The sequence below is a fragment of the Mesorhizobium sp. M0862 genome, from assembly GCF_040319795.1.
Lineage (GTDB): Bacteria > Pseudomonadota > Alphaproteobacteria > Rhizobiales > Rhizobiaceae > Mesorhizobium.
On record NZ_JAMYOJ010000011.1, the window covers coordinates 50402 to 62892 of the forward strand.

General features: G+C 64.6%; 9 protein-coding genes. 6 read left to right on the forward strand and 3 right to left on the reverse strand.

The window, feature by feature from the left end:
• Positions 1–57: 57 nt before the first annotated feature.
• Positions 58–720 carry a YggS family pyridoxal phosphate-dependent enzyme gene (locus NKI15_RS17820; RefSeq protein ID WP_023700210.1) on the reverse strand — a complete coding sequence of 221 codons (663 nt, stop codon included), beginning with the start codon at positions 718–720 and terminating at the stop codon, positions 58–60.
• Positions 721–867: 147 nt separating this feature from the next.
• On the opposite strand from NKI15_RS17820, the gene leuS reads away from it, so the two are divergent.
• Entirely contained in the window at positions 868–3495 is a 2628-nt protein-coding gene (gene leuS, locus NKI15_RS17825) for a leucine--tRNA ligase (RefSeq protein WP_352514891.1), read from the forward strand.
• Entirely contained in the window at positions 3482–4078 is a 597-nt protein-coding gene (locus NKI15_RS17830; protein ID WP_023831794.1) for an LPS assembly lipoprotein LptE, read from the forward strand. The genes leuS and NKI15_RS17830 overlap by 14 nt, the downstream gene beginning before the upstream one ends.
• 89 nt (positions 4079–4167) lie before the next feature.
• Here the strand turns inward: NKI15_RS17830 and fsa are convergent, their stop codons facing one another.
• Positions 4168–4824: a fructose-6-phosphate aldolase gene (gene fsa, locus NKI15_RS17835; RefSeq protein WP_023698236.1), complete on the reverse strand. Its 657-nt coding sequence runs from the start codon at positions 4822–4824 to the stop codon at positions 4168–4170.
• Between the two features lie 90 nt (positions 4825–4914).
• Here fsa and NKI15_RS17840 point away from each other — a divergent pair, with 90 nt between their 5' ends.
• The 4 genes from NKI15_RS17840 to NKI15_RS17855 all read left to right on the forward strand — a co-directional run bounded on the left by NKI15_RS17840 (position 4915) and on the right by NKI15_RS17855 (position 11254).
• Positions 4915–7098 (forward strand): primosomal protein N', encoded by a 2184-nt coding sequence (locus NKI15_RS17840; protein ID WP_023704948.1) that lies wholly within the window; start codon positions 4915–4917, stop codon positions 7096–7098.
• Positions 7099–7377: 279 nt separating this feature from the next.
• The gene (locus NKI15_RS17845; protein ID WP_352514890.1) at positions 7378–9582 is read left to right on the forward strand and encodes a TonB-dependent receptor; all 2205 of its coding nucleotides are present in this window, start codon (positions 7378–7380) and stop codon (positions 9580–9582) included.
• 8 nt (positions 9583–9590) lie between these two features.
• The gene (locus NKI15_RS17850) at positions 9591–9971 is read left to right on the forward strand and encodes a hypothetical protein (RefSeq protein WP_155923622.1); all 381 of its coding nucleotides are present in this window, start codon (positions 9591–9593) and stop codon (positions 9969–9971) included.
• Positions 9968–11254, forward strand: a complete 1287-nt coding sequence (locus NKI15_RS17855) for an MFS transporter (RefSeq protein WP_352514889.1) — start codon at positions 9968–9970, stop codon at positions 11252–11254. Before NKI15_RS17850 ends, NKI15_RS17855 begins: the two co-directional genes overlap by 4 nt.
• Positions 11255–11265: 11 nt before the next feature.
• On the opposite strand, the gene NKI15_RS17860 is transcribed toward NKI15_RS17855, so the two are convergent.
• Positions 11266–12432: an MFS transporter gene (locus NKI15_RS17860; protein ID WP_352514888.1), complete on the reverse strand. Its 1167-nt coding sequence runs from the start codon at positions 12430–12432 to the stop codon at positions 11266–11268.
• Positions 12433–12491 lie beyond the last annotated feature (59 nt).

Below are 12491 nucleotides of genomic sequence, written 5' to 3' on the forward strand. Positions count from 1 at the left end.
GCTCGATACATTAGCTCGAAAAATCGGGGATCGACAGGTGTCTCGCGAAGCCGACGACTACCGGCTCCCAAAAATCGCCGAGCCGACCCGGACGCTGGTGGCGCCGAAGGCGATCGCGGTCTCGTAGTCGCCGGACATGCCCATCGACAGTTTGGCGACGCCGGCCTCCTTGCCGAGCTTTTCCAGCAGGGCGAAATGCGGGCCGGGATTCTCGTCCGCCGGCGGGATGCACATCAGGCCTTCGATGGCGAGGCCGTGGACATCGCGGCAGCGGGCAACGAAGGCAACGGCGTCGCGCGGCTCGATGCCGGCCTTTTGCGGCTCCGAGCCGGTATTGACCTGGACATAGAGTTTTGGTGCACGGCCTTGCCTAGCGATCTCCTTGGCGAGTTCGGCGGCGATCTTCTCGCGGTCGACGGTCTCGATGACGTCGGCGAGCGCGACGGCTTCCTTCGCCTTGTTCGACTGCAGCGGGCCGATCAGATGCAGCTCGATGTCGGGGAATTCAGTTTTCAGCGCCGGCCATTTGCCTTGCGCCTCCTGCACCCGGTTTTCGCCAAAGACGCGCTGGCCGGCCTCGATGACCGGGCGGATGGCGTCGGCCTCAAAAGTCTTCGACACAGCAACCAGCGTCACGGAGCCGGCGTCGCGGCCGGCCTCGCGCTCGGCGGCAGCGATCCTCGTCCTGACGGCGAAAAACTGTTCGACGGCGCTCGCCATGCCTATATCCTGCCTGTCTTTCTAGCCCTCGCCGGCTCACCGCAGTTGACGGGTCCGGCAATCCATGGTGAACACCGCCACGACATTTACCTTGGCCACCGGGCCTTGTCCGGCGGTCTGCGCCTGCTTTTAAGTGAAAATCATCCGATGGCAACCGAACGATACAATCCGCGCGCGTCAGAGCCCAAATGGCAGAAGGCCTGGGCCGAAAAGAAGCTGTTCGAAGCGCAGAACGACGACCCGAAGCCGAAATACTACGTGCTGGAGATGTTCCCCTATCCCTCGGGGAAGATCCATATCGGCCACACCCGCAACTACACGATGGGCGACGTGGTGGCGCGCTACAAGCGGGCCAAGGGTTTCAACGTGCTGCACCCTATGGGCTGGGACGCTTTCGGCATGCCGGCCGAAAATGCGGCGATGCAGAACAAGGTCCATCCCAAGGAATGGACCTACGCCAACATCGCCGCCATGCGCGAACAGCTCAAGATGATGGGCCTGTCGCTGGACTGGACGCGTGAGTTCGCCACCTGCGACGTCGACTATTACCACCGCCAGCAGATGCTGTTCCTCGATTTCGTCGAAAAGGGGCTGGTGACGCGCAAATCCTCCAAGGTCAACTGGGACCCGGAGGACATGACGGTGCTCGCCAACGAGCAGGTCATCGACGGCCGTGGCTGGCGCTCGGGCGCGCTGGTCGAACAGCGCGAGCTGACGCAGTGGTTCTTCAAGATCACCGACTACGCGCAGGACCTGCTGGACTCGCTGAATGGTCTCGGCGAGTGGCCGGAAAAGGTCAAGCTGATGCAGCAGAACTGGATCGGCCGCTCGGAAGGGCTGCTGATCCGCTGGCCGCTGGCCGCTCCGGTTGGCGATGCGAAGGAACTGGAGGTCTACACGACCAGGCCCGACACCATTTTCGGCGCGTCGTTCATGGCGGTTGCCGCCGACCATCCGCTGGCCAGGAAGGCCGCCGAGACCAATCTCGATCTGGCCAAGTTCATCGACGAAATCAGGCATATGGGCACGTCGGTGGCCGCACTGGAGACGGCCGAGAAGAAAGGTTTCGACACCGGCATCCGCGTCGTGCATCCGTTCGACGACTCGTGGACCCTGCCGGTCTATGTCGCGAATTTCGTTTTGATGGAATACGGCACCGGCGCCATATTCGGCTGCCCGTCGGGCGACCAGCGCGACCTCGACTTCGCCAACAGATACGGCCTGCCGGTGATCCCGGTGGTGATGCCGGAAGATGCCGACGCCAAGACCTTCCATATCACGGAAGAGGCCTATGTCGATGACGGCGTGATGATCAATTCGCGCTTTCTCGACGGCATGAAGCCGGAGCAGGCGTTCGACGAGGTCGCAAAGCTGCTGGAGCAGAAGACCATCGGCGGTCGGCCAATGGCGGAGCGCAAGGTGAACTTCCGCTTGCGCGACTGGGGCATTTCGCGTCAGCGCTACTGGGGCTGCCCGATCCCGATGATCCATTGCGAGGATTGCGGCGTCGTGCCGGTGCCGAAGGCCGACCTGCCGGTCAAGCTGCCCGACGACATCGAGTTCGACCGTCCCGGCAATCCGCTCGACCGCCACCCGACCTGGCGGCATGTGAAGTGCCCGCAATGCGGCAAGGATGCGCGCCGCGAGACCGACACGATGGACACGTTCGTCGATTCGTCCTGGTATTTCGCGCGCTTCACCGCGCCCTGGGCCAATGAGCCGACGGAGCCGAAGGCTGCCGATGACTGGCTGGCCGTCGACCAGTATATTGGCGGCATCGAGCACGCGATCCTCCATCTGCTCTATTCGCGCTTCTTCACCCGCGCCATGCGCGCGACCGGGCATCTCGACCTGGCCGAGCCGTTCAAGGGCCTGTTCACGCAAGGCATGGTGGTGCATGAGACCTACCGCGTCGGCGGAGCGTCGAACAATGGCCGCTGGCTGTCGCCGGCTGAGGTCAGGATCGAGGATGTCGGCGGCAAGCGCCGCGCCGTCGAGATCGCCACCGGCGAAGAGGCGGCGATCGGCTCACTCGAAAAGATGTCGAAGTCGAAGAAGAATACGGTAAGCCCGGAAGACATCACCGACGGCTACGGCGCCGACACCGCACGCTGGTTCATGCTGTCGGATTCGCCGCCCGAGCGCGACGTCGAGTGGACGGACGATGGCGCCGCCGGCGCACATCGCTTCATCCAGCGTGTCTGGCGCCTGGTGTCCATTGCCGCCGAGACGCTTGACGGCGCCAAGCCGCAGGCGGCGCCGGAGGGCGAGGCGGGGGCCGTTTCCAAGGCCGCGCACAAGATCCTGAAGGCTATCGGCGAGGATATCGAGAAGCTCGGCTTCAACCGGGCCATCGCCCGCATCTACGAACTGGCCAATGCCTTGACCGCGCCGCTCAACGACGTCGCCGAGGGCAACTCCGACGCGGCGCTGAAAGGCGCCTGCCGCGAGGCGGTGGAGATCCTTGTGCATGTGGTCGCGCCGGTCATGCCGCATCTGGCCGAAGAGTGCTGGCACACGCTCGGCGGCACCGATCTGGTCGCCGAACGGCCTTGGCCGGTCTACGATCCGGCACTGGTGGTCGACAACGAGATCGTGCTGCCGGTTCAGGTCAACGGCAAGAAGCGCGGCGATTTGACAATTGCCCGCGACGCGGACCAAGGTGCGGTCGAAAAAGCGGTTCTGGCTCTCGACTTCGTGCAGAAAGCGCTGGAAGGTAAGGCGCCCCGCAAGGTGATCATCGTGCCGCAGAGGATCGTCAATGTCGTTGCTTGACTTCAGAAGGATGGGGCCTGATCTGGAAAAGACGACGCTATTGCTGCGCCGCGCAGCGCTGTACGGCATGGTCGCCTCGGTGGCGCTGGTTTCGGCCTGCACGGTGAGGCCGCTCTATTCCAGCGCGCCGCTGAGCGCCGGTTCCACGGTCAGCGCTTCGGCGGAACTGGCGTCGATCGCGGTCAAGCCGGTCAAGACACGCTACGCCCAGCAGGTCCGCAACAATCTGATCTTTGCCTTTGGCCAAGGCGCCGGCGAGCCGCCGGCGCCGGTCTACATGCTCGATCTCGGCGTCACCGAACTGGTCGAATCGGCCGCGGTGGTGCAGATCCAGACCGACGAAGACGAGCCGACGGCAGGCACGGTGACGCTGACCGCAAACTATGTGCTGACCGATGCCAGGACCGGCGTGGTGATCGCAACCGGCAAACGGTCGATCCCATCATCCTTCGACAAGCCGACGCAGGAGTTCGCCTCCTACCGGGCACAGCTCGACGCCGAGAACCGCGCCGCGCGTGAACTGGCTGAAATGGTGAGCCTGTCGGTCGCCCAGGACTTGGTCAGGCACGGCAAGAAGGCCTGAGCATTCCCTGGCGCTGCCAACTAGACTTTTAGCAGTCCGCAACAAAAAGGCCGGTTTCCCGGCCTTCTTTCGTTTGTATCGAACCGATCTCAGCCGATCTTCTGGCCGGTCTTGGCCCAGTCGGCAGCGAACTGATCCAGGCCCTTGTCGGTCAACGGGTGCTTGACCAGCGCCTTCAGCGTCGCGGCCGGCGCGGTAACGACATCGGCGCCGATCAGGGCTGCCTGCTTGACGTGGTTCACGGTGCGAACCGAAGCGACGAGGATCTCGGTGTCGAAATCGTAATTGTCGTAGATCTGCCGGATCTCCTGGATCAGTTCCATGCCGTCCGCGCCGGTATCGTCGACGCGGCCGACGAAGGGCGAGATGAACGAGGCGCCGGCCTTGGCCGCCAGCAGCGCCTGGTTGGCCGAGAAGCACAGCGTTACATTGACCATGCGGTTCATCTCGGTGCGGATCGTCTTGCAGGCGCGCAGGCCGTCGAGCGTCAGCGGCACCTTGATGCAGACATTGTCGGCGATCTTGGCCAGGATGTTGGCCTCGGCCATCATGTCCTTGTATTCGACCGCAACAACCTCGGCCGAAACCGGGCCCCTGACGATGTCGCAGATCTGCTTGGTGACCTCGGCGATCTTGCCGCCGGATTTCAGGATCAGCGAGGGATTGGTGGTCACGCCGTCGAGCAGCCCCAGGTCGTTCAGTTCCTTGATGTCCTTGATGTCAGCGGTGTCGACAAAAAATTTCATGGGGGTCTCCTGAAAGATTTCCATGTGCATGCCATGCACATTCGAGGTTGCCCTTTGATCTAGACCAAAGTCGGGGCAAGGTCACGCCCGATGATCGAAGATTCGCCCTTTGTCGCAGCCGCGCCGGTGCTGGTGCCGATGCCGGCCGAACGGCCCTACACCTACGCTGTGCCTGCCGGCGTGCGCGTGGTGCCGGGCTCGATCGTGCGCGTGCCGCTCGGTCCGCGCCAGGTTGCCGGCATCGTCTGGGATGGTGCGGTCGAGAATATCGACGCCAAAAAGCTGCGCCCGATCGAACAGGTCTTCGACTGCCCGCCGATCGACCGCGGCATGCGCCGCTTTGTCGACTGGCTGGCGCAGTACACGCTGTCGCCGCCCGGCATGGTGGCGCGCATGCTGTTGCGCGCGCCGGAGGCGTTCGATCCCGAACCATGGATCGAGGGCCTGCAGCGGACCCTCGTCATGCCCGACCGGATGACGGATGCCAGGACGCGCGTGCTGGAGACGGCGGAAGGGGGGCTTGCCTGGACGCGATCCGGCCTGGCGCACGCGGCGGGCGTGTCGTCGACGGTGGTCGAGGGGCTCAAGGCGCAAGGCGTGTTCGAGACGGTGATGATCCCGCCTCGACCGGTGGTCGCCGCGCCCGATCCCTCCTACGCCATGCCGGAGCTGATGCCGGACCAGGCAGACGCGGCCGCCATGCTGCGCGCCAATGTCGCGGCCGCTGCTTTCAACGTCACGCTGCTCGACGGCGTCACCGGTTCAGGCAAGACGGAAGTTTATTTCGAGGCGGTGGCGGCAGCCCTCGACCAGGGCAGGCAGGTGTTGATCCTGCTGCCGGAGATCGCGCTGACGCATACCTTCCTCGAACGCTTCCAGCAGCGTTTCGGCGCCAAGCCGGCGGAATGGCATTCCGACCTGCCGCCCCGAATGCGCGAAAAGGTCTGGCGGCAGGTGGCGGAAGGCGGCGTGCGCGTCGTTGCCGGGGCGCGTTCGGCGCTGTTCCTGCCGTTCCGCGAGCTCGGGCTGATCGTCGTCGACGAGGAGCACGACCCCGCCTACAAGCAGGAGGATCGCGTCTTCTACAATGCGCGCGACATGGCGGTGGTGCGCGGCCATATCAGCGGCTTCCCGGTGGTGCTGGCGTCGGCGACGCCATCGGTCGAAAGCCGGGTCAATGCGCAGCAGGGCCGCTACAGCAGGGCGGTGCTGTCGGCGCGCTTTGCCGAAGCCGCGCTTCCCGATCTCAAGACGATCGACATGCGGCGCGCGCCGCCGGCCCGCGGCGGCTTTCTGTCGCCGCTGCTGATCGACCAGATGCAACGTACGCTGGAGAAGAAGGAGCAGTCGCTGCTGTTCCTCAACCGGCGCGGCTATGCGCCGCTGACGCTGTGCCGCGTCTGCGGCCACCGCTTCGGCTGCCCGGTTTGTTCGGCCTGGCTGGTCGAGCACCGCTTTCGCGGCCAACTCGTCTGCCATCATTGCGGGCACAATGAGAAGCGGCCGGAGGCTTGTCCGGAATGCGGCACGCTCGACCATCTGGTCGCCTGCGGGCCTGGCGTCGAGCGGATAGCTGAAGAAGTCGTGGCGCATTTCCCCGACGCGCGCACGATCGTCCTGTCGTCCGATTTGATGGGTGGAGTGCGCCGGCTGCGTCTGGAGCTCGAGGCCATTGCCAATGGCGAGGCCGACATCGTCATCGGCACGCAGCTGGTCGCCAAGGGCCATAACTTTCCCAACATGACGCTGGTCGGCGTCGTCGATGCCGATCTCGGCCTCGCCAATGGCGATCCGCGCGCCGCCGAACGGACCTTCCAATTGCTCAGCCAGGTGACTGGACGCGCCGGCCGCACCGGCAAGAAGAGCCTCGGCCTGCTGCAGACTTTCCAGCCGGACCATCCGGTGATGCGGGCGATCGTCTCGGGCGATGCCGAGGCCTTTTACGAACGCGAGATCACTGAGCGCGAACGGGCAGCCCTGCCGCCCTTCGGCAGGCTTGCCGGCGTCATCGTCAGTGCGGTGACGCGGGCCGAGGCCGAAGGCCACGCGCGCGGCCTGCGCCGTGCAGCACCCCAGGCCAGCGACCTGTTCGTGCTCGGCCCGGCCGAGGCGCCGCTGTCGCTGCTTGGTGGGCGCCATCGTTTCCGCTTGCTGATCCAGGGTGAAAAGCGCGCCGACATCCAAGGCTTCATCCGCACCATGCTGGCCGAAGGGCCGAAGCAGCGCGGCTCGGTTCGCGTGCAGGTCGACATCGATCCGCAGAGCTTCTTGTAAGCACAAAGGCTGACGACGCCGCCGGCTGCCCTATGCCGTTTTGTCAAGAAAGCTCAACATCTTAGCGCCGGCTAAAATGCGCGCCGTTCATGTACCCGGCTCCCATCCGTTCGCTGACTAATCCTGATTTGAAAAGCCACAAATAAATGTTGACTCGTTTTATCATGAATTATAACTGGGCCTTTCCGCTCTGGCGCTGGGGACCAGGGCATAGATGGGGACAGCATGCGCAGATTTTTCAGTACGCTTCTTTGGTCATCGGCTTTGGGTTCGTCGATTATGGCAGGCGCGGCATTTGCCCAGGAAGCCGCTCCGACGGACCAGCAGGGAGCCACCGTGCTCGATCAGATACTGGTCACCGGCCGCAATGAAAGGTCGATTTCCAGCGTCGCTCAGTCTGTCCAGGTCGTGGAACAGGAACAGGTCGAGGAAGCCGCGCAGGAAAATATCGACGCCGCGACCCTGATCAGCCGCATCGTCCCCGGCTACGCGCCACGCAACCAGACCATTTCCGGCGCTTCGGAAACCTTCCGCGGGCGCAGTCTTCTCATCATGGTCGACGGTGTGCCGCGCAACACACCGCTGCGGGACGTCTCACGCATCCTGTCGATGATCGACCTGAATTCGGTCGAGCGCATCGAAGTCATCAATGGCGCGTCCAGCCTTTATGGCGCCGGCGCCACCGGCGGCACGATCAACTTCATCACCAAGCGCGGCGACAGCGACAAGCCGAAGGTGACGGTGCGCACCGGCGTCACCGCCTTCACCGAAAACCCCGGCAAGTCGGCCGGGCCAAGCACCAGTGTCTCGGTCGAGGGCAAGAAAGGCGATTTCGACTATTTCTTCTCGGCGTCCGGTGATCTGTCGCGCCTCACCTATGACGGCCACGGCAACGAGATGGCTTCGGACGCCATGCTTGGCCAAGGCGGCGGCGACCGCACCGGCACGGGCAATCTCTTCGGCGTGGCCGGCTACCAGTTCGATTCCAGGCGCTTCGAGGCCAGCGTCGACTGGACCTATGGCAACCAGAAGCCGGACTGGTTCACCGATTACACGACCAATCCCGTCTCCCCGGATTTCGGCGATCCCTATGAAGGCAAGCCGCTGAAGGAAGATTCGAAATATCTGACCGCCAAATACACCGACAGCGACTTCGCGCTCGGAAACCTCGAGGTCAAGGCGTTCTACAACGACATCTTCAAGCAGTCGCCCTTTACCAAATTCTCGGCCGTCAACAGCCAGGTGTATTTACCGACGAACCCGACGCGGCCGGTGATCCTGCCGCCGGGTACGGACCCGACCGCCGACTTCAACCAGACGGCGCTGCAATCGCGGCGCAGCGGCGTCAACCTGACCGTCAACACTCCGATGGACTTTATCACTCAGGGCAGCACGCTGACCTGGGGCGCCGACCACGTCTTCGATGCCACCGATCAGCAGCTGACCAACGGCCAGGACGCCATCTCGCCCACGACCCAGAACTCGGTCGCCTTGTTTGCGCAGGGCGAAATTCCGGTGACGGATCGCTTTCGCATCAGCGGCGGCGCGCGCTACGACCAGTTTTATCTCAACGTTGAAGACTTCACCCGGCCTGCCGCTGCCGTTCTGCTAGGCCGGAACATTATCGGCCTGCCGGCGATCCAGGTGACCGGCGGCTCGTTCGACTACGACGCCGTCACCTTCAACGCCGGCGCCGTCTACGATCTGACCGAAAGGATGCAGCTTTTCGGCAATTTCTCGCAAGGCTACAGCCTGACCGACATTGGCGGCTTCACCCGCCGGGCCGGGTTGAACTCCAACGCCGAAACCTGCGACGCCTATGGCACCGCCATCCGGCCGCTGCTGCCGTGCACCAACGCGCCGGATTACGCGATCAGCTATGCCGATATCGCGCCTGAACCCCAGCTGGTGAACACCTGGGAAGCCGGTCTGCGCGGCGACTGGGGCGACTATCGCGGCGGCGTCAGCGCCTATCTGTCGACCTCGGACAACGGCGTCAGCTACGACATCGTCAACAACCGGGTATCGCAGCAGAAGGAACGCATCTGGGGCGTGGAAGCCAATCTCGAGGCAGATCTCAGCGGCATGTTTACGCTGGGCGGATCGGTCGGCTATGTCGAAGGCAAATACGATGCGGATCACGACGGCCACATCGAAGCTAACGAGTATCTGCCGAACAACCGTATCCCCTCGACCTACAAGGGCCTGGTCTATCTCACCACCCGTTTCGAGAACGAGCTGACCCTGCGCAGCGAGTTGGAGCTGTTTTCCGGGCGCGACCGCATCGCCACCCAGGACCTGGACGGCGCTGCGCTGGTCAATCTCGCCGTATCGAAGACGTTCGCCAATGAAAGCGTGCTGAACCTTGCCGTGCGCAATGTGTTCGACACCTACTACATCAACCCTTCCGCATCGGCGACGCGCGGCGCCGACGTTCCGGGGCTGGGGCGTTCGGTCGCTCTGTCCTACCAGATCACATTCTGAGGGCGGCGATGGCGGTGTCTCTCCAACGAAACGGTGCATTGGTCTCGCTGCTGGCAGAAGCGCCCGCCGATCCGGCGGATGGCGCGCGCTATATCGAGGCGCTCGGCCGCCTTTCGCAGGAACTAGAGCCGTTCGTGCTGCTGGTCGATATCGGCATCGAGATCGCGCTGAGCGACGCCCAGCGCAAGGCGCAAAACCTCTGGTACAAGGCGGAACGCGAGCAGCTCGAAAAGATCTGTCGCGCCTGCGCACTGGTGCGCACCGCCGCCGACGAGAACATGCAGCGCGTCTGGCAAAGCCTGTTCGGCTTTCCAGTGCTCGTCACCCGCAGCCGGGCGGAGGCCGGCGCCTTCCTGAACGGTTACGCACCGAAGGACTATGTCAAATGAGCGGCGACACAGACCGGCCGGCGCCCGCCGGGCTTTCGCGCCTGCGGCTTTTCGTCGTTCTCGCCTGCCTTTATCTGGCGCAGGCCATCCCGAGCTATCTGTTTGCCGCGACGATCCCGCCGATCCTGCGCGAGCAAGGCGTGTCGCGCACCGCCATCGGCATGATGGCGCTGCTGATGCTGCCGCTGGTGCTGAAATTCCTGTGGGCGCCGCTGGTCGATCACTTTCGGCCAGTGGCCCGCGCCCATCGCGCCGGCTGGGTCATCATCACCCAGATCGGCGTCATCGCCGGCATCGCGGCCATGCTTTGGATCGAGCCGACCGATGTCGCCGGTATCTTTGCCGTCGGCCTTGTCGTGAGCCTGTTGATGTCGACCCAGGACATCGCCACCGACGGCTACGCGGCCAAATATCTCGACCCGAAGGACAGGCCGATCGGCAATGCGATCCAGGGCGGCGCCGTCGCGCTCGGCGTCGTTCTCGGCGGCACGCTCGGCCTGTTGGTTTATCATCATGCCGGCTGGCAAACCATGGTGGCCATGGTGGCCGCGCTGTCCGTCATCCCGCTGTTTGCTGCCTTCGCCATGCGCGAGACCGATCCCGTCGCCAGCGCGCTGCAGGCGGCCATCGACCGCCCCTCGATCCTGCGTTTCCTGCGCCGGCCCGAGGCACGCCAGATCCTGTGGATCGCGCTCATCTACCGCGCCAGCGAGGGGCTGGTGAAGTCGATGGAAGGCTCCTATCTCGTCGATGCCGGCGTGCCGCTCGACATCATCGGTTATCTCTCGGGCGGCGCCGCGCTCACCGTCGGGCTCGGCGGCTCGGCGCTGGCGGCATGGCTGCTGCACAAAAGGGGCGCCGCCTCGGTGCTCGGCCTGCTCGGCGCGCTGCGCACCATCTGCTTCCTGATCTTTGCACTGCATGCTTTCGGCGCTATCGCCGGCTTCTGGCCGATCTTCGGCGCCTCGTTCCTGCAGACGCTGGTGCGCTACATGGAGATCGTGGCGCTCTATAGCCTGTTCATGGCCGTGACGTCGTCGGACCAGCCGGGCACCGACTTCACCATCCTGTCCTGCGCCCAGCTTATCGTCTACCTCGTCGGCTCCATGCTTGCCGGGCGCCTCGCCGACATGCTCGGCTACTCCGCGCTGTTCACCCTGGCGACCGTGCTGTCGGGCATCGCCGTGGTGGCGACCTATCGCATGTTGAATGCCCATTTCGCCGATACCGCAAAAGCCCAACCGGGTACTCCGATGCCGCCATTGCCGGAGCTCGCCGAATGAGCGCGGTTTGGCTAGTGCTTGCGAACCATGGCAGCGAGACAGGCAGCGGCCAGCGCCAGCGCCGCGCAGTCGGCCAGCGGCGCAAAGGGCCAGAGCGTGAAGGCAAAGCCGCCGGCCAATGCGCCGATGCTCTGGCCGAGCACATGGGTGCTGGTGAGCCAGCCGGCCGCCGCGCCCTGCTCGCCGGGCTCCAGGCGCTTCATCAGCCAGGCGGTGTAGCCGGGTGTCGCCAGGGCAATGCCGGCCGCCGCCACCACCAGAGACGCTGCCGAGGCAACATGGCTGGCCGTGACGGCCAGCGCCGTCATGCCGACGCAAACCATGAGACAGCCGACGACGACGCTGTTGCGCTCCGCCAGCCGCAGGCGCGCCATGAGCAGTCCCTGGACCAGAACCATGACGATGGCGACCAGCATCAGGGCCAGGCCGGTCACCGTCGTGGCCTGCGTCGCACCAAGGCCAAAACGCTGCTGGGCCATCGGGCCGAGCATCATCTGCACCTGTCCGAAGCCGAGCGTCAGGCACAAGCCCATCGCCAGGCAAGGCAGAGCGCGGCGATCGAAGGGCGATATTCCACGGCCAACGTCGGCCGCCCTGCCGTCGGTCCGTCCGCCGGCTTCCCCTTTGCCCCGCGCGAGCCACAGCAACAGCGGGCTGAACAGGAACAGGATGGGCGGCAGCAGCGGCGACAGGACGGCAGCCGTTGCCGCCAGCGCGCCGGCCAGCCGCCCCATGCTGACGCCGGCGCCAAGCAGTCCCAGCGCGGCCTGTCGCCTGTCATCGGCAACCGAGCGGCTGGCCCAGACCTGCGCCGTCGGCATGACGCCGGACGCGGCAAAACCGTACACGGTTCGCGAAAGCATCAGCAAAGCGATGCCCAGCGCGGCTCCCGTGCCGGCTATCAGCAGAATGGCGAACACCGCCTGGCCGGCCAGCATGGCGAGGCCGAGCAAGCGCAGCAGCCTGGCATGGCCAAGCCGCTCGCCCATGCGACCCCACAGCGGCGAGCCGACCAGAAAGGCCGCCGCGCCGACAGCAGTTGCCGCGCCGATGGCAAACGTGTCGAGCCTCAGCCGCTCCATCACCAGGGGAACGAGCGATACGAAGGCCGACTGGCCGAAGCCGATTGCCGAGACCGCGATCGCCAGGCGGCGCAGAAGCGAAGATCGATTTTTCATACCGGTCGTCATAAGACCAAGCTTATTTCTCGTTTATAATAGTTAATCAACATAAATGT

What these genes read in the sequence shown, in the direction of transcription:
- NKI15_RS17820 (WP_023700210.1), bottom strand. Translation starts at nt 720, where the DNA reads ATGGCGAGCGCCGTCGAACAGTTTTTCGCCGTCAGGACGAGGATCGCT.
- leuS (WP_352514891.1), top strand. Translation starts at nt 868, where the DNA reads ATGGCAACCGAACGATACAATCCGCGCGCGTCAGAGCCCAAATGGCAG.
- NKI15_RS17830 (WP_023831794.1), top strand. Translation starts at nt 3,482, where the DNA reads ATGTCGTTGCTTGACTTCAGAAGGATGGGGCCTGATCTGGAAAAGACG.
- fsa (WP_023698236.1), bottom strand. Translation starts at nt 4,824, where the DNA reads ATGAAATTTTTTGTCGACACCGCTGACATCAAGGACATCAAGGAACTG.
- NKI15_RS17840 (WP_023704948.1), top strand. Translation starts at nt 4,915, where the DNA reads ATGATCGAAGATTCGCCCTTTGTCGCAGCCGCGCCGGTGCTGGTGCCG.
- NKI15_RS17845 (WP_352514890.1), top strand. Translation starts at nt 7,378, where the DNA reads ATGGCAGGCGCGGCATTTGCCCAGGAAGCCGCTCCGACGGACCAGCAG.
- NKI15_RS17850 (WP_155923622.1), top strand. Translation starts at nt 9,591, where the DNA reads ATGGCGGTGTCTCTCCAACGAAACGGTGCATTGGTCTCGCTGCTGGCA.
- NKI15_RS17855 (WP_352514889.1), top strand. Translation starts at nt 9,968, where the DNA reads ATGAGCGGCGACACAGACCGGCCGGCGCCCGCCGGGCTTTCGCGCCTG.
- NKI15_RS17860 (WP_352514888.1), bottom strand. Translation starts at nt 12,432, where the DNA reads ATGAAAAATCGATCTTCGCTTCTGCGCCGCCTGGCGATCGCGGTCTCG.